We start from the raw sequence: 21,716 nt of genomic DNA on the forward strand, positions 1-21,716 counted from the left end.
GCTCCGGAAGAAAAACTATCGCGGTTCATTTGAAAGGGCGCCAGCGTCCGGACAACCGCCCTACCAGCTCCTGCCACTGAAACAGCGGGGGCTGAGCGGTGTCCTTTCTTTTGCCAAGCGTATATCCTATGAACACAACCAGTGCAAAGAACAGCATATCCCAAAAACCGCTAATCAAATAAATCAACCCGAGAACGACACCGAAGGTGACTCCGGCAATTCTACCCCCGTGACTTTCCCATACTGCTTTCCACAACATAAGGGAAACTCACCTCTATTCCACTCGACTTTTGAAGCTTGGAGACTGTGTGAGGTTAGCAATGTATACCGAGACGTCCGCTACCGGAATACCGGTCGTTTCCTGCACAAAATCATGCACCTGGCGCTGAACCTCGGTAGTCAGAAGCGGAAGGGAATGCTCCCCGTCCACCACTGCGCGGATCATAATCTCAAGACCCGCCTGCGAAACCCGGATTCGCGACTTCAGATCTCTGATGCCCTTGACTTTGCCGGCAGCCTTCAGGCTCAGGTTCTCAATCGTTTCCATGGAGATTTGAATGTCACCATACTCTGTGCGCTGATCGACCGAAGGCAAGGATGCCCGGTCACGCCGCAGTGAAATGTAGAAGAAACGGATGCTCAGCAGGAACAAAATGACAGCAACAGCTATGGCAGCTATATATGCCTCAGGTCTGTCCAGCATTTCAAAGGAGTCCGGAATGGCACCGCTTAACAGGAGGATGGCAATTACAGATAATATTCCGATGCATAAGCTGTAGAGGAACAGCAGGAGCCTGTCCAAAATTTTTGCCACGAGTCTCATAACCTCCTTAAATTAGAGTAAACCCTCGACGGTGCTGTCGGGGGTTTATGGAAGAAAGCTGGCTTTATTTCACGCGGAGAACCGCGTCCGTTTCTTCGTTCTTGTCTACAGCGGTATTGCTGCGGAACTGAACATCATGAATATGCACATTCACTTCAACTACGGTCAGACCAGTCATGGTCTCAATGGAACGCTTCACGTTGCGCTGAATTTCAGCAGCCACTTCCGGGAGACGGTTGCCGTACTCGATAATCACGGACACATCCACTGCAGCTTCGCGTTGCCCAACCTCTACCTTTACACCTTTGGAGAGGTTCTTACGGCCAAGAAGCTCAACAATGCCTCCGGCAAAACCGCCGCTCATGCCTGCCACGCCTTTAACTTCCACGGTTGCCAAACCTGCGATTACCTCAATCACTTCTGGAGCGATCTGGATTTCACCGATTTCCGTACGTTCGTATTCTGTCGGCAATGTACTCATTGTGGACTCACACCTTTCAAAGAAAAAGTTGTTCAATATTTCAAGCGCAAAGCACGTCTCTTATTAAACATACTATATCATTTGGCGAACTTTATGACAAACAAAGCAAAGCCGTCCTAAATTTCATAATCCTCCAGGAATTTAATATCAAAATTACCGTCCAAAAACACCGGATGCTCCAGCAATTTCTGGTGGAATGAAATCGTTGTATGTATGCCTTCCACAGCAAATTCGGAGAGCGCCCGCTTCATCTTGGCGATGGCTTCCTGGCGGGTCGGAGCCCATACAATTAGCTTGGCAATCATCGAGTCATAAAAAGGGGAGATCGTATACCCCGGATATGCTGCGCTGTCCACCCGTACACCTAAACCTCCCGGCGGCAGATAAAAACCGATTTTGCCCGGTGAAGGCATGAAGTTCTTCTCCGGATCTTCCGCATTGATCCGGCATTCCATGGACCAGCCATTAATATGAATGTCTTCCTGGGTAAAGGATAAAGGGTTGCCTTCCGCAACAGAAATCATCTCTTTGATCAGGTCGACACCCGTGACCATTTCTGTTACCGGATGCTCAACCTGAATCCGGGTGTTCATTTCCATGAAATAAAATTGGCCATCCGGTCCAAGCAGGAATTCGAGTGTACCCGCACCCGAGTAATTCACGGCTTGTGCCGCACGTACGGCAGCCTGGCCCATGGCATCGCGGATATCCTGAGTCAGAACCGAGCAAGGTGCTTCTTCAATCAGCTTCTGACGCCGGCGCTGCACAGAACAGTCCCGTTCCCCCAGATGCACCACATTGCCATGGTTGTCGGCAATAATCTGAATCTCCACATGCTTCATACCCGTCAGGAATTTCTCCAGGTAAACCCCGGCATTGCCGAAGGCCTTTTGCGCTTCCTGCTGGGCAGCTGTGATCTGCTTCACCAGGGATTCCTCATCCTCGGCTATGCGGATGCCCTTGCCTCCGCCGCCTGCAGTAGCCTTGACGATAATCGGGTAGCCGATATCGCGGCCCAGCATGACTGCCTCCTCCACATCGCCCACAAGCCCGTCAGAGCCCGGAATAATCGGAACACCTGCCAGCTTCATCGTTTCCTTGGCCACAGCCTTGTCACCCATGCGGGTGATGGCATCCGGCGAAGGTCCGATAAAAGTGATGTTGCAGGATTCACAAATCTCTGCGAAATCCGCATTCTCGGCCAAAAATCCGTAACCGGGATGAATGGCGTCGCATTCCGTCAATGTAGCTACACTCATAATATTGGTAAAGTTCAGATAGCTGTCCTTGGCTGGCATCGGGCCAATGCAGTACGCTTCATCAGCCAGCCGGACGTGCAATGAATCCCGGTCAGGCTCCGAGTAAACCGCAACGGTGGATATGCCCAGTTCACGGCAAGCTCTGATAATGCGGACCGCGATTTCACCGCGGTTGGCAATCAACACTTTTTGAATGTTCATGCGTTTCCTCCCAAAGTTTAACGAAGCTAGCTAGCTCCTCATGATTCTCGCGGCTGTTATTCCGGTTTGACCAGGAACAGCGGCTGGCCATATTCAACAAGCTGGCCATTCTCCGCGAGTACGGACACGATTTCGCCTCTGACTTCCGCCTCCAGCTCATTCATCAGCTTCATGGCTTCAATGATGCAGACCGTTGACTTTTCACTAACCCGGTCGCCCACATTGACAAAGGATGGGGTTTCTGGAGAAGCGGCACTATAAAAGGTCCCTACCATCGGCGAGACAATTTTATGCAGTGTGCCTTCCGTAGAGACCGGCTGCTGAGCTGCTGCCGGAATTTCGGTCACTGCCGCAGGTGCAGCATACTGCTGGCTTTGCGGCTGAGGGGCTGGCGTATAAGGATAGGCATAGGGAGTCGCCTGAATCGCCATTGCATCCGCTTCAGAGCGATCCGGTTTGCGGATAGCAAGCTTCATTCCTTCGCTTTCAATCTCCAGTTCGTGTACGGAGGAGGTTTGGTCCAGCAATTTAATCAATTCCTTAATTTCGCTTAACTTGAACATTCAATAGTTCACTCCTTCAGCTTTCTCTCGAAGCCACAAGCAAAAAAGGCTTCTCCGTTCTTCTCAGGAAGCGTATGCTTCAAATGACATGCAGTTTTACCCGAAACGCTTTCAGATACCCGCTTCTTGCAAGAAATATAAAAAAGAAAAACAATGTGTCACTTATTCTTCTTATATTCCAAGATAACTTTATGTATTATATCACAAACGCTAGAAATGGAAAGAGCCCGGGATAACCCGAGCTCTTTCGGCATTTTCTGTTATTTTTCTCAAATGGATATTATTGCTCGGATACATATTGGACTCTGATCTTATCCTGTGGAACACTCAGTTCCTTCATAACGAGGTCTACAATTCCAACCGCCTGCTTCACATCGAGCTTGTCGCTGAGGACAACAACAGTATAGGTATCGCCGGATTCCTCTTTGACAATGGCTTCACCGTACTTTTGCTGCAGCTGATCCTCAACGCTGGTAATTTTGGATTCCTTTTCCTCCAGCTTATTCAGTTGCTCATTGGCTGCCGCATTCTCGGCAGGAGTCTTATCCATGTTATTGATTGTGGCGAGCAGATCGTTCTGGTCTTTCAGATTCTTCTGCTCGCGTTCGTACAGATAGTTGGTGAATAGGCTGCTGGCTGAAACACTTTGTGAAGCTACTTCGTCCAGGATTGCAGCGTCGCCTTTAGCTGGATTCTTCTCCGTATTGGCGGCTGCGCTGTCTTTGCCTGTTTTCGTGTTATTTTTGTCTGTTTTGGAGGGACTTGCAGTAGGGTCTGAAGTCGGAGCCGGTGTCTTATCGGCTTCTGCTGTAATCGCTTTTTCTGCGGAATTGCCGGCATCAGCGGCTGTGCTAGCCTCATCGGTTACTGCATTGGCAGCCTTGTCTTTATCATTCGATGTGGTCGCCTTACTACTGTCATCTGTAACGGCAGCTGTGCTGCTGTCTTTCTTCACTGTGGCATTGCCTGCATCCCCGGCAACCCCTTGGGTAGATACTTCGTTGATAACCAGTCCGCTGTCCAGAGCAGGAGACTGGGCTCCGTCAGCTCCGCTTTTAATATTATCCACCTGCATACTGCCAGCCGTTTCTTTGGGAAGAGAGACGCCCGAGTCTTCCGTGAATAAATAGTATGCGGAGAGAACCACCATCAAACTGAGCATGGAAACCAACCAAATTGTCTGTCGTTTGCCCTTCATTTTTAATTCCTCCTAAAAGTTTTGTTAGCATCTACTCCCTGGATTCACTTCGTACAAAACTCACTCCGGAAGCATTCGCTTAGTTTTGTTAGCATGCACTTCAGTACTTATGAATCGGCTATTCCTGCTTGCGCGGAACTACGGAAATACGGTAGCTTGGCACGTTCAGGCCTTTCTCTATCGCCTCTTCAATCAGACCCCTGACAATTTTGTTCTCTGCCCCTTTGGCGACAACCAGTACACCGCGCACCTGGGGTTTGATCCGCTTGGTAATAATCGGAGTTTCATCGCCTGACTGGCTGTAGGTGACGATTTCGCCATCCCTTGTGTACTGTGTGGTATGACGTTTACCGCCGCTGGCATCCGTCTCTTCGCTCTGCTGCTGGGAATCGTTCATATTGCGCTGTACTACGATTTCCTCTGTAGAATCCACAGTAACCATGATGTCCACTGTGCCGACGCCGACGATTTTCTCCAGAATCTCTTTGGTGCGGTTCTCCATCGCCTGTTCAATGGTGCCAAAAGAATTAGAGGCTGCTCCATCCCCCTGCTGCAGGGTCGCCTGTGAACTTTCGATTGGCGGTGGCTCACGCCCCGTATTCTCGCTGTCCAGCTTCTTCACATTCACGAAGGAGTTGAACAGCATAATCGCAGCGCCGAGCAGCCCGAGAATGATCAGCCAGCGGAAGGTATGACTCCTCTTCGGACTGCCGGAACCGCCGCCTCCTGCCCATTGCTCCAGTTTTTTCAGCCAGTTGCCCATCTCTTATCCTCCCTGCATTTGCGTGATTGGTCAGGTTTACAGTTTTGCTTCTCCGGCAGTGCTCTTCTGCACCTGAATGACTTCCCGGCTCAGATTCCAGTTCTGCTCCAGCAGCTTGATGATCGACTCGGTTTGGTCTTGGTCCGTCCCTTTTCCAGGTGTGGCACTGCTGCCCTCCGGTATGTCAGGTGAGGATGTTGCGGATGCTGCAGCGGAATCCTCATCGGTATCAGAGCCCAGATTAACCTGTACCGGCTCTACTGGTGTAATAACAATCGGCTCTGAGGGGGAGCCTGTTGTTGTGCCCGCCGCCGGCCCGCTACCGCTGCCTGAGGCAGAGACTGCTGGTGGAAAAGAAACCTTCACCGAAGCTATCACCGGCACTGCTTCACCCTGAGTGGTATCAGAGGCTTTTCCCATCCCCAGTGTCACCGTAACCTTGGCACCCTGCACCCCAGTGATCCCGGCAATCTGGTTACGCATCTGCCCGGCAACCTCTTCAGCAGCTAGCTTCAGGCTCTGCTCCTGCGCTCCTGCCGCCAGCACCCGGCCGTCTGCCAGAATCTTCTCCAGAGAACCGGCTCCTTTCCCTGCTCCCGAGAACACTCCGCCTTTCTTCTCCTGCTGATTCATAGCCAGGCTAAGCTCTCCGGTGACATCCCCCTTCAGCAGGGCCACAATCGGGCTAAGCAGGGTCAGCAGCACCAGAAGGCTAAGCACCAGCCTGGCATACCGCTCCATGGATTTGCTAGGCAGCAGCATTTCCACAAAAGCGGCCAGCAGCACCACCAGAATAAGTTCCCTAAGCCAACCGCCCAACCAGGTCATTGACTTTCCTCCCTACAGTTTGTGCCTCACCTCATCATGACGGTGACATTTCCGGCGGTCAGCATGATCGTGACGGCCAGGAAGAACATGAGCGATACGGCGGCCAGTGCCGCGAACACGTAGATCATGCTCTTGCCGATCGTCTGCAGACAAGTAACAATCGGCGTCTCGCCCAAGGGCTGCATTACGGCTGCAGCCACGTTGTAGATGAGGGCGAGCACGAGTATTTTAATGGCCGGAAATGCGCAAAGGAACAAAATGATAATGACACCTGAAAGCCCGATGGCGTTCTTCACCAGAAGCGATGCAGAAATCACCGTATCGGTGGCATCCGCGAACATTTTGCCGATGACCGGCACAAAGTTTCCTGTAATATATTTGGCGGCGCGGAGGGTTACTCCATCCGTCACCGAACTGGTAATTCCCCTGACGGAGATGACTCCAAGAAACACGGTCAGCAGTACACCCAGCAGTCCGGCACCGACATTTCGCAGCAGATTGGCGAGCTGGGTTAACTTGTATTTCTCCGACATCGCGCTCACCAGATGCAGCACCGCCGAGAAGAAGAACAGCGGGAAAATCACGGTATGAATGAGCGTGCTCACGGTATGGATCATGAATACAATCAGCGGATGGGTGACAGAGACTGTCACGATATTCCCCATGGATGCCAGCAGCGCGAACAGCAGCGGGATCATGGCCATCATGAAGTCAGACATATGGTCGATGGCATCCTTTGCATATCCTATAGCTACATTAAAACTGTTCACGGCAATGACCAGCACAACCATGTAACAGAGCATATAGGCGATTTTGCTAACCGATTTGCGTTCAAAAGCGGTCTGCAGCGTCTCAAGAATCATGCTGAGCACACTGATCATAACGATCGTTACCAGCAGCTTGCCATTGAAAAGCACCTCATGCCACATGTAGGAGGTCAGGCCGGACATTACGCTTTTGAAGCTTAGGCCGTTGTCTCCCGGAAGCAGCATATCCATCAGCGAAGGTGTTTTGCCTTCCGGAAAAAATCCCCCGTAGTCCTTCATCAGCTGATTCCAGTACGACTCTACCTCGCCTGTAGGCAGATTCTGCACCTGCCCCTTCACCCAGTGGTCTACTGCGGAAGAACCTCCCTGAGCTGAGGGCTGCGGTGAAGGTGTAGGTGGTGTAGTGGGGGCTGCAAAGGCCGTTCCTGAGCCCCACACTAACAACAGGAGGAAGGGCAGAAGGAGCAGGATTGTTTTTAGTTTTGGTGGCCGAAAAACATTGCGCACGCACATACCCTTTCCCCCGCTCTGCTTCTAACTTCTTCTGCCGTGAAGTGGCTAGCTCATGCCGGCAGAAGCTTCATCACCGTCTCGATAATAATGCTGATAATCGGCACGGCCAGCACCATAATCAGCACCTTGCCGGCCAGCTCTATCTTGGAAGCAATGGATTCCTGCCCGGCATCGCGCACTATCTGCGCTCCAAACTCTGCGATATAGGAAATCCCGATAATTTTGAATACGGTTTTGATGTAGATCATTTCCATTCCCGAGGACTCCGCCACCCGCTCCAGCGTCCCCAGAATCGTTCCGATCTTGCCGATCAGGAACAGGAAGATCAGAATGCCTGCGGCAGTGGTCAGCAGGAAGGCGAACATCGGCTTTTGTTCCTTTAGTACGAGTATCAGGACCGTCGACAAGAGCCCAATTCCCACCACTTGAATGATTTCCATAACCTTGGCCTATTGAAAAAGAAAAATCGTTTTAATTTCCTGGAGCAGGCCGTCCAGCATGCGGATGACCATAAACAACACGATGATAAAGCCGACAATGGTTACCCAGTGGGCGATGTCTTCCTTGCCCATCTGCTTTAGCACCGTGTGGATCATGGCGATAATGATGCCGATGCCGGCAATTTGGAAGATTGCGTTGACTTCAATATTCATTCCTGGCACCTCGCTAAAAGATCAATATGACGATCAATGCTCCAAGCAGCAGACCCAGGCTTTTGCTCATTTTTTCATATTTGCCCTGATCTTCTCTGGCCACTGTCTCCTCCTGTTTCAACTGCTGCAAAGCCAGCGCGATGTGAGTGCTCTGATTCGATCTGTCGCTTGTGCCCAGCGTGCAGCTGAGCTGACGGAGTATCTCCTTCTCCGTGCCTTTCAACGAAGCCGCCTTCCAGTGCTCCTCCATCGCCTTCGAGATCGCTTCTTCGGCGCTCCGGTCCAGCGGGGGGCTCATCTCCACGGCCGCAGTGGTGAAAAAAGCTTTCAGCGGCTCCTTCGACTGCATCCCGATGCGGCGCAGCGCTTCCGGCAGCGGGGTATAGCCGTACTGAATCTCGGTCTCCAGCCGCTGCAGGGCTGCAATCAGGCCTCTGATATGCCGCGGCCTGTCTGCATACTGTGCAGCCCGCTTGAAGCCGGCCAGCGTGCCTGCCAGGACGATAAGCACCGCTCCGAAGAGCTTAAGCATGGCGTTCACCGCCCAGCGCTTCCCCAGGCGAGACCAGCAGCAGGCTGCGCTTCTGCCCGTCCAATATCCGGAAGGTCAATCCCGCTTCTGCCCGGTGCAGGATGACATAGCGCTCGAACATCCGATGCTCCAAGAGTGCGCCTAGGCCGGGCCGCCGGGCCAGCTCGGATACTTCCTTGCCGTGAGCCGAAGCTACGACCGAGATACCCGCGTGCAGCGCTTCGGTCACCGCTTCGGCATCCTCAAGGCGGCCGATCTCATCGGCGATCAGCACATCGGGCGAGAGCGAACGGATCATCATCATCATGCCTTCGGCTTTGGGGCACCCGTCGAGGATATCTGTCCGGGGTCCGACATCAAAAGCGGGAATGCCGCGACGGCTGCCGGCGATTTCAGAGCGTTCGTCAACGATGCCGACCTTCAGACCGGGCCGGCTGCCCTCTCGCACGTTCTTTCCACCTGCTGAGATCTGTCTGGCAAGATCGCGCAGCAAAGTGGTTTTGCCATGCTGCGGCGGCGAGAGAATCAGCGTATGCATGATCCGCTGCCGGCCCTTGTCGAGCAGGTAAGGCAGAACGCCGTCGGCAATGCCCGGCACCTCCCGTGCAATTCGCACATTGAAACCGGTAATGTCCCGTAGATGCTCCACGCCCCCGCCGCTCAGCACAGTCCGCCCGGCCAATCCAATCCGGTGCCCCCCGGGGATCGTAATGAACCCCTTGCGAAGCTCCTCTTCCATTGTATAGAGCGAATGATTGCTGATCAGGTCCAGCAGCCGGTGCGCATCTTCCCGGTCCGGCTTGTACGCTTCTTCAGGGTTCAACGTCAGACTTCCACTTGGGCCGAGAAAATGGTATTTGCCCCCGGAATAATTAATTTCCAGCGGACGTCCTTCGCGGACGCGGATCTCTTCCACTTTTTCGAGCAGCGGAGCCGGTAAGCCTCTCAGCAACGCCCTAACTTTTTCAGGAAACAATAGCAGCCATTCATTAGCCATGCAGAGTACCCCCAAGTTGTCCTCTTCTTTAATAGCTTTAATCCATACTTATGCTTGTACGCGTGCTTTATGACTATCATCTATCATTTTTTTAGAATTCCGATTAAGAGAAAGGCTACCCCGCAGCCAATCCAGCCAAGCTTGCCCCATGACAGCTCCTGCGCCATCCCCGTCAGACCGACCGCCGTAGTCAAAATCAGAATAGTCGGTCCTACGAGAGCCAATCCGGAATTAACCGCCAGTGCCTTGTCCACCTGGTTCAGCTTCAACATGATCAGGGCCGCCGCTATTTCCACACTGCCCGAGAGCAACCGCAGCGCTGCCATCCAGCTCACATACTTGTCCAATCCTTTTCACTCCTTTCCAAAAATCTTATCCTAGAATTCTCACGATATTTCGTGCTGTTATCCATAGATATGCGGGACGGGCTCGCTTTAGACAAGAAGAAATGAACGATTATACCAATCAAAGTGTGAAAGAAATCATAGTGCCCCCCTCTATAAAAAAATATCATCAGTATGATAAAATAAATTTTGCACGTTTCAAATAAGTTGATTTGGAAAATATAAGTGTTCGTTGTTGGACAGACTATTTAGACATCGGAAGAAGAGGGGATTCATGTCATGCAAGTTCGCAATGTTGTAGTGCCGCTCGTTTCAGGGCCCGTAGCCAAACAAGTCAAAGAAGTCGCTATCATTATTTTCTCGGCCTTTCTGTTAGCGAGCGGGCTGCGCCTGTTCCTCATTCCGCATCAGCTACTGAGCGGCGGAGTTGCGGGAACGGCATCCGTCATCGGTTATCTAACCCATCCAAAGTACATTTCACTGTATTATTTCGCCATCAATCTGCCCATTCTGATTTGGGGTTTTGTCGCTGTGGGAAAAAAATACATCTGCTATAGTCTGCTGTCGGTCGTGTCGACCACATGGTTTCTCAACATTATTCCGTTAATCAAGCTGACCAAAGACCCTATTCTGGCAAGTATCTTTGGCGGAGTTATCATCGCAGGGGGGGTAGGCTTCTCACTTCGTGCCGGAGGATCTTCCGGGGGATTTGATATCCTGGGCTCCATCATTACCCGCAAACGCGATATTCCGATGGGCACAGTACTGTTTGTAATGGATGGACTGGTCATACTGAGCCTGGGCTTCTTCAAAAGCTGGGACTCCGCCCTGTACGCCATGCTCTGTATTTTCGTCAAAAGCCGCGTAGTCGATATGATTCATATCCGCCATATCAAGCTGACCTGCTTCATTGTCACCAAGGAGCGCGAAAAGATGCTGAGCCGTCTTACTTGCCTGCCCCATGGCGTCACTGTAGTCAATGCGGAAGGCGGATACAGCCACGAGGGCAATACCATGCTCATGACCGTAACCACCCGCTACGAACTGGCAGAGCTGCGCAAGACAATCCTTGAGACAGACCCCAAATCGTTCGTCAACGTACTGGAGACTGTGGAGATTGTTGGCCGGTTCAGAAGATTGGGATAAAAAAATGCCCCGAGGCCAATTAAGGCTTCGGGGCATTTCATATGAGTAAGGCTTCTAGCGGCGGTCTTTGGGTCCACCCACAAATGCCTGCTCTTCTGTATCCAGATTGTAGGCGGTGTGAAGCGCCTGGATGATCTTTTGCAGATTGCTGGACTCAATGACACACGACACTTTGATCTCGGAGGTGCTGACCATCTTGATGCTCACACCTTCCTTGGAGATCACTTCGAACATTTGCGCCGCTACACCAGGATGGCTGACCATCCCTGCGCCGACAATGGATACCTTGACCAGATTATCCTCGGAAGTGACTTCGCGGTAAGGAAGCGCGCTATGGAGCCCCTCGATCACCTCTTTGGCATGCGCCAGCTCGCTCAGTGCGACGGTAAAGGAGAAGTCAGCCTTCTCGTTCTGAACACCGCTCTGTACGATAATATCGACGTCAACCCCCTCTTCGGCAAGCTTGCCGAAGACCTGGGCCAGCACACCCGGCTCATCGGGCACGCCCAAAATACTAATCCGCGCCACATTCTTGTCATAAGCAATTCCGCTAACTACTACACCCTGCTCCATGCTTGCTTCCTCCTTCACAACAGTACCTTCATTATGATTAAAGCTCGATCTGACGACCAGCTTCACTTGATATCGCTTCGCATATTCTACAGCCCGTGGATGCAGCACAGCTGCTCCCAGATTAGCCAGCTCCAGCATCTCATCGTAAGAGATTTCCTTCAGCTTGCGCGCTGTCTTTACAATACGCGGATCCGTTGAATAAATGCCGTCCACATCCGTGTAGATTTCACAGACATCCGCTTTGATGGCAGCGGCCAACGCTACTGCTGTGGTATCCGAGCCTCCACGGCCCAGTGTGGTAATCTCACCGTCCAGGGTCATCCCCTGAAAACCGGCTACAATTACGATCTGTTCACGCTCCAGTGACTCCAGGACGCGGCGTGGAACGATTTCATTGATCCGTGCCCGGCCATGTGTCTCGTCCGTCCGAAAGCCTGCCTGCCATCCTGTATAGGATACAGCGCTGCGGCCAATCCCATGCAGGGCAATGGAGAGCAGTGCCACTGAGATTTGTTCTCCGGTGGTCATTAGCATATCCATTTCGCGTGCAGGCGGCTGCCCGTTCAGCTGCTTGGCCTGATCGATCAATTCATCCGTAGTATCTCCCATAGCGGATACAACCACAACACAGCGGTGACCCTCATCCTGCTTGGCTGCGATGCGCCCCGCAACGCGTTTCATTCGTTCAATGTCGCCGACGGAGCTGCCTCCGAATTTCATGACATAAAGTGACAAAGTCCATTTCACTCCCTATTTCGGTCTATGTAACAGCCTAGAATTAATTTCGTGCTTTAAACCAGTATAATACGAAAAACACCTCATGCGTTAATGGTTTCACAAAAATTCTTAACTCAACACAGTTTCTGCCGAACCGAATAGTACCAAAAAAGCCCCTCCGCATATGCGGGGAGGCTGGTGTAGAAAAAATGGCATCTCTGCTCTGGGAAGTTCTACGCGCGGGAAATGTATTTGCCTTCACGTGTATCAACCAGCAGAACATCGTTTTCATTGATGAACAGCGGAACCTGAACCGTATGGCCTGTTTCCAGTACAGCCGCTTTGGTTGCGCCTTGCGCGGTGTTCCCTTTAACGCCCGGTTCTGTTTCGGTAACCTTCAGTTCAACGCTGGTAGGCAGGTTAATACCTAGGATCTCACCTTTGAAGCTGACGATATTTACGGTCATATTTTCTTTGAGGAAGTTAAGCTCCCATTCCAATTGTTTGGCGGACAGCTCGAATTGATCGTAGGTTTCATTGTCCATGAATACATGCTCCGATCCGCTTGCATACAGATATTGTACTCCACGGTTTTCGATGATGGCGCGGCCAATGGTTTCACCTGCACGGAAGGTACGCTCAACGGTGTTGCCGTTGCGCAGGTTCTTAAGCTTGGAGCGCACGAATGCGGCACCTTTACCTGGCTTCACATGCTGGAAATCGATGACAGTAAAAATATCACCCTCTACTTCTACGGTCAAGCCTGTTTTGAAATCGTTAACTGAAATCACTAAAAATCCCTCCTGGAATCAATAATTTACCTGATTAAAGCAGTCTTACAGTACCAAATAATCCTTTGAAGAATGAGTCAGCAGCGAAATACCGCTCTCGGTGATTACGATATCATCTTCGATCCGCACACCGCCAAGTCCGGACAAGTAAATGCCCGGCTCCACAGTAACGACCATGCCCGGTTGCATAATTTCATCAGCCAGCTTGGACAACCGAGGGTATTCATGAACCTCCATACCCAAACCATGCCCTGTGCTGTGTCCGAAATATTCCCCATAGCCATAGCGGGTGATAATATCACGCGCCAACGCATCGCACTCCCGTCCGGTCATTCCCGGCTTGATATTTGCCAGCGTATGGAGCTGAGCTTCAAGCACAATATCGTAAATTTCTTTCAGCTTGGGGTCCGGAGAACCCAAAGCTATGGTACGAGTTACGTCCGAGCAGTAGCCGTCCAGCAGTGCACCGAAATCGAAGGTTACGAATTCATTGTTCTGAATGACCTTGCTGCTTGCCACACCATGCGGCATCGCCGACCGTTCACCGGAAGCGACAATCGTATCGAACGAAGAACAGGTTGCGCCGTGGGTGCGCATGTAGAATTCCATTTCAAGATCCACGTCACGTTCAGTCATGCCGGGCTTGATCACATTCAGGATGTGGCTGAACGTAGCATCCGCCAGATCGGCCGCACGCTGCATAACCGCCAGTTCGTCTTCATCCTTGAACGCCCGCAGATTCTCTACAGCCTTGGAGACCGGCACCAGCACCGCCGGCTGCAATGCAGCCGCATAAGCTGTATAGGCACTGAAAGTCACATCATCCTGCTCGAAGCCGATACGGACATCCGCACCCTGCAGCAGCTCGCGGACAGTGTCAATAAACTTCGAACCATGCTGAACAATCTTCATGCCTGTTACCTGTTCCGCCGCCTGCGTCATATACCTGAAGTCTGTCAGCAGATAGCTGTCATCGCCAGTAACCAGAACATAACCGGAAGAACCGGTGAATCCGCTCAAATAGCGGCGGTTAATGCCGCTGGTTATTAAGATTGCATCCAATCCCTGTTCCTGCAAAACCTTCCGCAGCTTGGAGACACGCTTGTTGCCCATTTTCATTCTCCTCTCGAAATAGCCACATTGTATTTTAACATAGGGTCATGCCCTTGAGAAGTTTTTTCGGGCGTTCAGGCAAGCTTTGTCTGCTGTTCACGTTTTCGTTCATCCGTATACTCGATTGCCGCCGTATATCCAATAAATAATCCCCAGAGTAAAAAGATGCAGAACTCACTGATTACGGAGTTCCACGGCAGCCGAAATGGCCGCTGTTGGAGGAACAGCCATGATCCGGCAAGGAAGATCACCGACCACCACAGCACCCCGTATATCATTCCTGGCCACGGCCCCTTCAGCTTGCGGAAGAGCAGTACATAGAGCAAGGTCGCTATAACCGAACTGGCAATAAAAAATAGATATCCTATAAGATGTCCCGCCGAAGTCTTCAAAAAATCATGTTTAAAAAAAGGCTCGGCCAAAAATCCGGGGAGCACTTTTGTAAAATGCATGGCATACATCAGCCAGCGCGCTCCTCCCCAGATCAGTCCGGCGAAATAACCCAGTTCCAAGGAGAAAGTCCATAGGTTGGTATGCTCCGATTTTTGTGTATAGGGTTTGCTCATTCTGCTACCTCACTTTCAATGGATGGAATGCTTTTGCTGTCTCTCTGCTCCCTGTTCCTAGTATGTACAGCAAAAGGCAATCCAACTAGCAATGTCAGCATAAATTAGTTACAATGTATTATATAAATCACATTAATACACGGGAAGGTGAATTGGTTGTCCCAAGAAACTCCAAGTTACGGCGGGCAGGCCGTCATTGAAGGCGTTATGTTCGGCGGCAAGCATATTAACGTAACAGCCGTAAGAAGGAAGAATCAGGAAATCACATTTTTGGAGGTGCCGAGAAGCGATAAGAGCTGGGTTGTCAAGCTGCGCAAGATTCCGCTTCTCCGCGGCCTTGTCAGTATTATAGATTCCAGCGCCAAAGGCTCCAAACACTTGAATTACTCTGCAGAATCCTATGCAGAGGATTCTGCAGAGCCTGAAGATCTAGCCAAACAGCAGGAGAAAGCCAAGAAGAAGGAAGAGGGCTGGAGCCTGGGGATGATTTTTGGCGTAGCAGTTATGGGTATTTTATCATTCCTCTTCGGCAAGCTGATCTTCACCCTTGTTCCTGTCTTTGTAGAAACTTTTTTGTTTAAGGATGCATTTGATAACTACATTCTGCACAACCTCGTAGAAGGCGGAATTAAGCTGATTCTATTGCTCGTCTATCTCTGGGCTATTTCCCAGACTCCTGTGGTCAAGCGGTTGTTCCAGTACCATGGTGCCGAGCACAAGGTCATCAGCGCTTTTGAAGCCGGTGAAGAGCTCACTGTAGCGAATGTCCAGAAATACAGTCGTCTGCATTACCGCTGCGGAAGCAGCTTCATGATGCTGACGATCATCCTGGGTGTCATCATCTACTCGGTGTTCCCTTGGGATAGCCTGGTGGAACGTGTAGTGCAGCGTATTGTACTGCTGCCGGTCGTAATCGGCATCTCCTTTGAGGTTCTGAAAGGAACCAATGCCGTGAGAGATATTCCGGGACTGAAGTACCTGGGCTATCCCGGACTGTGGCTGCAGTTGCTCACTACCAAAGAACCCAAAGATGAAATGGTAGAGGTCTCCATCGCCTCGTTCAACCGGATGCGGGAGCTGGATGCCGCAATCGAAGCAGGGGCTTATTCGGAAGCAAGTGTGTCAGGCGGAATTTTGGATCCTGCGAAAGGATGAGTGGTCTATGATCAAACATGCTTTGATTTTTTGGATAACAGTATCACTTGCGGTATTGGGTCTAGTATCACAGTTTATGATGTTTGGGTTCCGGGCACTGACGTCTTTGATTATACCGTTACTGCTTTTAGGGATTGTGTTTTATGCTTACCGGTCAGCTAAGACGGGCTATGGACAGGGTTCTGGCAGATCCAAAACCAAAGTAAAACCTTCGCAAAAAACCATGGCCAAGGTCGCCGGTCTTCGCAAGACGCAGCCAGTTACAACGGGGAAACGCAAGACCTATCCGTTTCAGGTGATTGAAGGCAGCAAGGGGAAGAACGACGAGCAGCTTCCCAAATATCATTAGAAGCTTCGCTGTCCTCTAAAAGATAGATTTCAAAAGGCCTTTCCACGTTACAGCTAATGTGGAAAGGCCTTTTTTTATACTAATAAGCCTATTAGAAAATCGTTGGCTTCGGAATCGGCCGCCAATTTTTGAAAAAATCCTCCCCAGCCTTGTACCCTGCGGTATAAAGCTCGTCACTTTTCTCTGTTGAGATATTAAATTGAGTCATCGAGATGCCCAAGGTGGGGATTTTGACCGTACGCACAAATTTCTCAGTTTCAATGTATCGTTCATCATGGGCGGATAACATGGTGCCTACCATCGCCTGCAGCATGCTGAAAGGTCCCGTAATCCGATGGGGCTGCGGTTCTGTTCTGCCGATCAGCTGATAGCCTACGGTTGGAACTCTGCGTCCAGGGCTCTTGAAGCCTTCTTCTTTCTCATCGAACAGCCACAGCGGAAAGTTACTGAGCAGGCCCCCGTCCACCATATAGACAAATTGGTCGGCAAATGGCTTACCCTTGGCTGCCTCTCCGCTCAGCCTCAGCCTCACCGGATCAAAAAAATACGGAATACTGCAGCTCATCCGCACAGCTTTGGATACCTCGAAGCCTTCCGGTGATATACCATACTGCTCCAAGTCATCAGGCAGTACAATAAGACGCCCATTCGTAATATCGGAAGCGATAATGGATAACTTGCCTCGGGGCAAATCCCCAAAGGTGACAAGCCCCCTTTCCTTCAGAATCCCCCGTATCCACGACTCCAGTGCCTCTCCGGAATACAGCCCTTTTTTGATCAACACGCGCACTGCAGGGCCCACATAAGCCGTATTGTAGAGCGCCCCCCGTTTCAGAAAAGAGGAAAAGCTTGTTCCCTTAATGATCCGGCTCATCGCCTCTCCGTCATAACCTGCCGCAAGCAGCGCGGCGATGATGGAGCCTGAAGAGGTTCCCGCCACCCGCTTAAACACCGCCCCCGCCTGCTCTGAAGCCTGAACTGCTCCTGCGAGCGAGATCCCTTTGACACCCCCGCCTTCAAACACGGCATTGATCTCCATAGATAGCAATCCCCCGTTCCATAGATCCTATAGCTTATCTATGAGCACGGGGGAATTTTCATGACTTGAAATAAAAGGTCAGTAAACTGGCTAATCCAAATGGATCACGGGTCACAATATCATTCGCTCTGAACATAATGCTGCCGGCTACCTCATCATATTTCTCATTATATTTCAGCTGGTTGATAATCTGTTCTCCGCTTTGCCATTCGGCACTTTTATCGGTTCCTACTTTGTAGGTGGCCTGTCCTATGTACAGCTTGACTCCCGTACCCTTCACCTCATTCACCCACCAGTCCACCAGCTTATCATAACGGGCGGCACTGAAGGACAGGCTCCAATAAATTTGCGGTGCAATATAGTCGATCCAGCCGCTGCGTATCCAGGTCCGCGTATCTGCATACATGTCATCATAAGCAGATACACCTGCCGTGGTGTCGGAACCGGTACTGTCGGCTTTCTTGTTGCGCCAGACCCCAAACGGGCTGACACCAAAAGAGACATTGGACTTCACTCCATGAATCGCTTGACCCAGCCGGCTGATGAAATCGTTGATATTATCCCTTCGCCAATCCCCTTTGGAGCTGATCGCTTTGGGATTATAGGCCTTGAATGCCTCGTCGTCGGCAAAAGATACACCGGATGGATAAAAATAATCATCCAGATGAACGCCATCAATGTCATATCCTTTTACCACTTCCATTACGGTATCGATGATATGCTGACGCGCTTCAGGAATACCTGGATTGATGTAGAGCTTGTTCTCTGCTGAGACGACCCACTCCGGATGGGCTTTCGCCACATGATTACTGGCCAGGCCTGACGTGCTGGCATCTGTAGTCGCACGGAACGGATTGAACCAGGCATGGAACTGCATGCCTCGGTTGTGGGTGGCACTGACCATATATTCCAGTGGATCATAACCCGGATTCTTACCCTGCGTCCCAGTCAGCACCTTGGACCAGGGAACGAGCACAGAAGGATACAGGCTGTCGCCAGAGGGTCTGACCTGTACGAATACAGCGTTAAATCCGGCACTTTGCAGCTTGTCCAGCAAAGTGTCGAATTCCTTCTTCTGCTTGGTCTCATTGCCTGCTGAAGATGTAGACGGCCAGTCCAGATTGAACACTGTGGAGATCCAGGCACCCTTCATTTCTTTGGACGTCTTCGCCCCAGGAATTGAAGGAACCGTCGGTGTTGGTGGTACCGTCGGTTTCGGCACGGCCGGTGTTGGTACGTTTGGCGTTGGCACTGCAGGCACTGACGGTGTGGAGGGTCCGCCAATCTCGGCGTTAGAATATAGCGCGATATGTTTAGCTGCCTGATTCCATACCACCTGCAGCCCAAGCTGTTCACTCACGAAGCGCAGAGGAACCATCACCCGTCCTTGCACAATTTGTACCGAGGTATCCAGGCCTACTGCGTTATCATTGACAAGTGCAGTCTTTAAGCCGCTGGTCAGTTTAAGTACGTTCTCCCCTTTGCTGATCGTCGCCGTCCTGGTGTTCTGATCCCATTCTACTGCTGCACCCAGCCCCTTGCTGACTACACCTGCAGGAACCATAGTTACATTCGATGATGTAATATAAGGCGGCACATCAGGACTTAGCGTCTCGCCATCCAGCTCAATCGTGATTTGCAGAGCCGCTGCTCTAACGCCGGTCATCCCTATAGGCAGGCACAACAACAACACTAACACTCCTAGCATCCATTTACGGTAGTTCATATTTCCTCCCCGGTATAATATAAGATTGTGGTATAAACAAAAGAAAACGGCCCTCTCGTCCTTGTTAAAGGGAGACGGCCGTTTCACTTGTCAAACGGAGTCCTGAAAACAAAAAAAGAACGTTACCCGTTATGACGTAAAAAAACTGGAAAGGTTGCGGTATACATACAAAAACTGCATCATTTATGAGTCGCTGACGAGTTCAAGATGAATATCGTATAAGGTCTGCAGGCGCGCTTCATCACGGCGAAAATACTCCACTAGCGTCTCAATACGCGTAATGGAGTCCCAGCTCAAATGATGCTCGATTCCTTCGACATCCTTATAAATATGCTCCTGCTGCACTCCGATGAGGCCGAGAAATTCCTCCAGCAGCTGGTGACGGTCAACGAGACGTTTTCCCACTTTTTTCCCTTTGCTTGTTAGGACAAGCCCACGATATTTCTCATAGATGAGATATTCGTCCTTATCCAGTTTTTGGATCATCTTGGTCACAGAGGAGGGGTGTACTTCCAGTCCCTCGGCAATATCCGAGACCCGCGCATAACCCTTCTCGTCGATGAGCTTGTATATGCGCTCCAAATAATCCTCCATGCTGGGTGTTGGCATTAAACTTTACCTCTTTTCTATAATGAGCGTGGCGCGGGGGCCAACCTTGCTCTAACAATGATACATGTTTCTGCCGCTCCTTGGCAAGTCCTGCGACACAGTTCCCGCATCCATTAGCGATGTTTACCACGGTTTCCGCAGGCCTTTGTTCGGCACAATAACCATATCCTCATTCATAAGGAGCGTGAATTCATGACTTTAGCAGTGCCTGAACACCCTTCCGCCAAGAAACCAAGAAAGCCCACCGGACTGTTTATTCCAGAACTTGTTTTTTTTGAGCCGGAGGCACTAAAGTTCCCCAAAGGCGCGCGGATTATGGAATGGGTCAAATCACAGAATATCCCATACCGCATGACTACCTCACACAACCGGATCACGAATCTTCCGGGAGATTCGGAGGTCGAGCAATATAAAATTGCCAAACGGACCCTCGTAGTGGGCATCCGCAAAACCTTAACCTTCGACCAGTCCAAGCCCTCTGCCGACTATGCAATTCCTATTGCCACCGGTTGTATGGGGCATTGTCATTACTGCTACCTGCAGACAACGCTGGGTGCCAAGCCGTATATCCGTGTCTATGTAAATACAGAGGATATCATCGGCGCTGCCAAAAAGTATATTGAGGAGCGCGCTCCAGAGATTACTTCTTTTGAAGCAGCATGTACCTCTGACCCACTGGGGCTTGAGCATATCACAGGTTCTCTTGCAGAACTAATTAACTACATGGCAGAAGAGCCGCTGGGAAGATTGCGTTTTGTTACCAAATACCAGCATGTCGAGCCGCTGCTCCATTTGAAGCATAACGGACATACCCGGGTCCGGTTCAGCGTAAACGCTGATTATGTAATTAAAAATTTTGAGCCGGCGACCTCACGCTTCGAGGAACGGATTGAAGCTGCCGGAAAAATCGCCCGTGCAGGGTATCCGCTTGGCTTCATCATCGCTCCGATCATTTGGCATGAGGGCTGGCAGGAAGGCTATGCCGAACTGCTTGAGAAGCTGGCTAAGACGCTGCCGCCGGAGACGGGCAAAGGCCTCACTTTTGAGATGATTCAGCACCGGTTCACCAAGACGGCCAAGACCGTCATCGAGAAGCGTTATCCGAAATCGAAACTGGAAATGGACATCGAGAAACGCAAAAAGAAATGGGGCCGCTGGGGCCAGTATAAATACGTTTATCCCGATGAACAGCAAACCGCCCTGCGGGAATTTATCACAGAGCGGATTTTTGAACATTTTCCGGAAGCGGGGATCGATTATTTCACCTAAAATTTTAACCAGTCAGGTGTGATTCCTTGCAGCCATATGGTGATGCGGAACATCTGATCTGTGAACAGCAATAGTCCCATGAAAATCATGAGTCCACCGCCTGCCTTCATAAGCAGATTGGAATATTTAAGAATCCGCCGGGCTCCCCCGAGGAAGAAGGCCAGTACAAAGAAAGGAAGCGCAAACCCGATGCAATAGGCAGTAATCAGCGTAAACCAGGCCCCCTGATCGCTGGCTGAAAGCGCAATGATCGGCGTGAGGATCGGCCCAATGCACGGAGACCAGCCTGCCGAGAAGCCAATTCCCAGAATGAATGAACCTAAATATCCTGCAGGTTTCCACTTCATATTGAGTTTATGTTCCCTTAGGAGAAACTTCGGCTGAAAGATGCCTAATAGGAACAGCCCCATCAATATCACAAGAATAGCCGATAATTGACGGATCAGGTCGCGTTGTTCCTGAAATACTTCTCCAAATAAACCGGCTCCAAAACCGATCGTATAGAAAACCGCAGACAACCCAAGAATAAAAGCCAATGTATGGCTTAAGGTGCGAAACCTGGCCTTTCGGGTATTGCTGCCTGCTTTTAATTCCTGAACGGACAAACCGGTGATATAGGACAGATATGACGGGTATAGCGGCAGACAGCATGGAGATATAAACGACGCAACCCCAGCGGCAAAAGCAATTCCGGCATTCAGGTTGGACAAAGTGGCTTCTCTCCTTCCGGGTTAGGGGTCA

The 21,716-nt window shown here is 50.9% G+C and carries 26 protein-coding genes; 4 read left to right on the plus strand and 22 right to left on the minus strand.

What is annotated here, in order from left to right:
• Nucleotides 1-25: 25 nt before the first annotated feature.
• From A3844_RS17140 to A3844_RS17205, 14 genes are all read right to left on the minus strand, one after another.
• Complete coding sequence (locus tag A3844_RS17140) at nt 26-259, minus strand: DUF2273 domain-containing protein (RefSeq protein ID WP_074085285.1); 234 nt, start codon at nt 257-259, stop codon at nt 26-28.
• 15 nt (nt 260-274) lie between these two features.
• On the minus strand, nt 275-814 hold the full coding sequence (amaP, locus tag A3844_RS17145; protein WP_074085286.1) for an alkaline shock response membrane anchor protein AmaP: 540 nt from the start codon (nt 812-814) through the stop codon (nt 275-277).
• Between the two features lie 73 nt (nt 815-887).
• Nucleotides 888-1,304 (minus strand): Asp23/Gls24 family envelope stress response protein, encoded by a 417-nt coding sequence (locus A3844_RS17150; protein ID WP_074085287.1) that lies wholly within the window; start codon nt 1,302-1,304, stop codon nt 888-890.
• 116 nt (nt 1,305-1,420) lie between these two features.
• Nucleotides 1,421-2,764 carry an acetyl-CoA carboxylase biotin carboxylase subunit gene (accC, locus tag A3844_RS17155; RefSeq protein ID WP_074085288.1) on the minus strand — a complete coding sequence of 448 codons (1,344 nt, stop codon included), beginning with the start codon at nt 2,762-2,764 and terminating at the stop codon, nt 1,421-1,423.
• A gap of 56 nt (nt 2,765-2,820) precedes the next feature.
• Entirely contained in the window at nt 2,821-3,327 is a 507-nt protein-coding gene (accB, locus tag A3844_RS17160) for an acetyl-CoA carboxylase biotin carboxyl carrier protein (RefSeq protein WP_074085289.1), read from the minus strand.
• A gap of 280 nt (nt 3,328-3,607) precedes the next feature.
• Complete coding sequence (locus tag A3844_RS17165) at nt 3,608-4,525, minus strand: SpoIIIAH-like family protein (RefSeq protein WP_074108043.1); 918 nt, start codon at nt 4,523-4,525, stop codon at nt 3,608-3,610.
• 118 nt (nt 4,526-4,643) lie between these two features.
• A complete protein-coding gene (spoIIIAG, locus tag A3844_RS17170; RefSeq protein ID WP_074085291.1) occupies nt 4,644-5,288 on the minus strand; it encodes a stage III sporulation protein AG in 645 nt (214 codons plus the stop codon).
• Between the two features lie 36 nt (nt 5,289-5,324).
• Entirely contained in the window at nt 5,325-6,116 is a 792-nt protein-coding gene (spoIIIAF, locus tag A3844_RS17175; protein WP_074101081.1) for a stage III sporulation protein AF, read from the minus strand.
• A gap of 26 nt (nt 6,117-6,142) precedes the next feature.
• Nucleotides 6,143-7,390: a stage III sporulation protein AE gene (spoIIIAE, locus tag A3844_RS17180; protein WP_425270609.1), complete on the minus strand. Its 1,248-nt coding sequence runs from the start codon at nt 7,388-7,390 to the stop codon at nt 6,143-6,145.
• A 56-nt stretch (nt 7,391-7,446) separates the two neighbouring features.
• Nucleotides 7,447-7,836, minus strand: coding sequence for a stage III sporulation protein AD (gene spoIIIAD, locus A3844_RS17185; RefSeq protein WP_039875230.1), 390 nt, complete (start codon nt 7,834-7,836; stop codon nt 7,447-7,449).
• 9 nt (nt 7,837-7,845) lie between these two features.
• Nucleotides 7,846-8,049, minus strand: a complete 204-nt coding sequence (gene spoIIIAC / locus A3844_RS17190) for a stage III sporulation protein AC (RefSeq protein ID WP_020426549.1) — start codon at nt 8,047-8,049, stop codon at nt 7,846-7,848.
• Between the two features lie 13 nt (nt 8,050-8,062).
• Nucleotides 8,063-8,581: a stage III sporulation protein SpoIIIAB gene (gene spoIIIAB / locus A3844_RS17195; RefSeq protein ID WP_074085294.1), complete on the minus strand. Its 519-nt coding sequence runs from the start codon at nt 8,579-8,581 to the stop codon at nt 8,063-8,065.
• Complete coding sequence (gene spoIIIAA, locus A3844_RS17200; RefSeq protein ID WP_074085295.1) at nt 8,574-9,578, minus strand: stage III sporulation protein AA; 1,005 nt, start codon at nt 9,576-9,578, stop codon at nt 8,574-8,576. Before spoIIIAA ends, spoIIIAB begins: the two co-directional genes overlap by 8 nt.
• 83 nt (nt 9,579-9,661) lie before the next feature.
• On the minus strand, nt 9,662-9,925 hold the full coding sequence (locus A3844_RS17205) for a YqhV family protein (RefSeq protein ID WP_371915991.1): 264 nt from the start codon (nt 9,923-9,925) through the stop codon (nt 9,662-9,664).
• A gap of 276 nt (nt 9,926-10,201) precedes the next feature.
• Between A3844_RS17205 and A3844_RS17210 the strand changes: the two genes are divergently transcribed.
• Nucleotides 10,202-11,068: a YitT family protein gene (locus A3844_RS17210; protein ID WP_074085296.1), complete on the plus strand. Its 867-nt coding sequence runs from the start codon at nt 10,202-10,204 to the stop codon at nt 11,066-11,068.
• Nucleotides 11,069-11,122: 54 nt separating this feature from the next.
• Here A3844_RS17210 and A3844_RS17215 read toward each other — a convergent pair whose 3' ends face one another.
• From A3844_RS17215 to A3844_RS17230, 4 genes are all read right to left on the minus strand, one after another.
• Nucleotides 11,123-12,376 (minus strand): aspartate kinase, encoded by a 1,254-nt coding sequence (locus tag A3844_RS17215; RefSeq protein WP_074085297.1) that lies wholly within the window; start codon nt 12,374-12,376, stop codon nt 11,123-11,125.
• Nucleotides 12,377-12,591: 215 nt separating this feature from the next.
• Nucleotides 12,592-13,149, minus strand: a complete 558-nt coding sequence (gene efp, locus A3844_RS17220; RefSeq protein ID WP_074085298.1) for an elongation factor P — start codon at nt 13,147-13,149, stop codon at nt 12,592-12,594.
• A gap of 45 nt (nt 13,150-13,194) precedes the next feature.
• Nucleotides 13,195-14,262 carry a M24 family metallopeptidase gene (locus A3844_RS17225; RefSeq protein WP_074085299.1) on the minus strand — a complete coding sequence of 356 codons (1,068 nt, stop codon included), beginning with the start codon at nt 14,260-14,262 and terminating at the stop codon, nt 13,195-13,197.
• 74 nt (nt 14,263-14,336) lie between these two features.
• Entirely contained in the window at nt 14,337-14,828 is a 492-nt protein-coding gene (locus A3844_RS17230; protein ID WP_074101080.1) for a YqhR family membrane protein, read from the minus strand.
• A gap of 207 nt (nt 14,829-15,035) precedes the next feature.
• Here A3844_RS17230 and A3844_RS17235 point away from each other — a divergent pair, with 207 nt between their 5' ends.
• Together A3844_RS17235 and A3844_RS17240 are read left to right on the plus strand one after the other, a co-directional pair.
• Entirely contained in the window at nt 15,036-15,983 is a 948-nt protein-coding gene (locus tag A3844_RS17235; protein WP_143186213.1) for a DUF1385 domain-containing protein, read from the plus strand.
• Between the two features lie 7 nt (nt 15,984-15,990).
• On the plus strand, nt 15,991-16,332 hold the full coding sequence (locus A3844_RS17240; RefSeq protein ID WP_074085302.1) for a hypothetical protein: 342 nt from the start codon (nt 15,991-15,993) through the stop codon (nt 16,330-16,332).
• Between the two features lie 91 nt (nt 16,333-16,423).
• Here the strand turns inward: A3844_RS17240 and A3844_RS17245 are convergent, their stop codons facing one another.
• The 3 genes from A3844_RS17245 to mntR all read right to left on the minus strand — a co-directional run bounded on the left by A3844_RS17245 (nt 16,424) and on the right by mntR (nt 19,706).
• Nucleotides 16,424-17,371, minus strand: a complete 948-nt coding sequence (locus A3844_RS17245) for a patatin-like phospholipase family protein (RefSeq protein ID WP_074108045.1) — start codon at nt 17,369-17,371, stop codon at nt 16,424-16,426.
• Between the two features lie 58 nt (nt 17,372-17,429).
• On the minus strand, nt 17,430-19,097 hold the full coding sequence (locus A3844_RS17250) for a family 10 glycosylhydrolase (RefSeq protein WP_074108046.1): 1,668 nt from the start codon (nt 19,095-19,097) through the stop codon (nt 17,430-17,432).
• A gap of 183 nt (nt 19,098-19,280) precedes the next feature.
• Nucleotides 19,281-19,706 carry a transcriptional regulator MntR gene (mntR, locus tag A3844_RS17255; protein ID WP_019909637.1) on the minus strand — a complete coding sequence of 142 codons (426 nt, stop codon included), beginning with the start codon at nt 19,704-19,706 and terminating at the stop codon, nt 19,281-19,283.
• A gap of 192 nt (nt 19,707-19,898) precedes the next feature.
• Between mntR and splB the strand changes: the two genes are divergently transcribed.
• Nucleotides 19,899-20,975 (plus strand): spore photoproduct lyase, encoded by a 1,077-nt coding sequence (gene splB, locus A3844_RS17260; RefSeq protein ID WP_074108047.1) that lies wholly within the window; start codon nt 19,899-19,901, stop codon nt 20,973-20,975.
• On the opposite strand, the gene A3844_RS17265 is transcribed toward splB, so the two are convergent.
• Nucleotides 20,972-21,685 (minus strand): cytochrome c biogenesis CcdA family protein, encoded by a 714-nt coding sequence (locus tag A3844_RS17265; RefSeq protein WP_074085306.1) that lies wholly within the window; start codon nt 21,683-21,685, stop codon nt 20,972-20,974. The two genes, splB and A3844_RS17265, sit on opposite strands and share 4 nt — an antisense overlap.
• Nucleotides 21,686-21,716 lie beyond the last annotated feature (31 nt).

The organism is Paenibacillus helianthi, assembly GCF_001909055.1.
Taxonomy (GTDB): domain Bacteria; phylum Bacillota; class Bacilli; order Paenibacillales; family Paenibacillaceae; genus Paenibacillus_AQ; species Paenibacillus_AQ helianthi.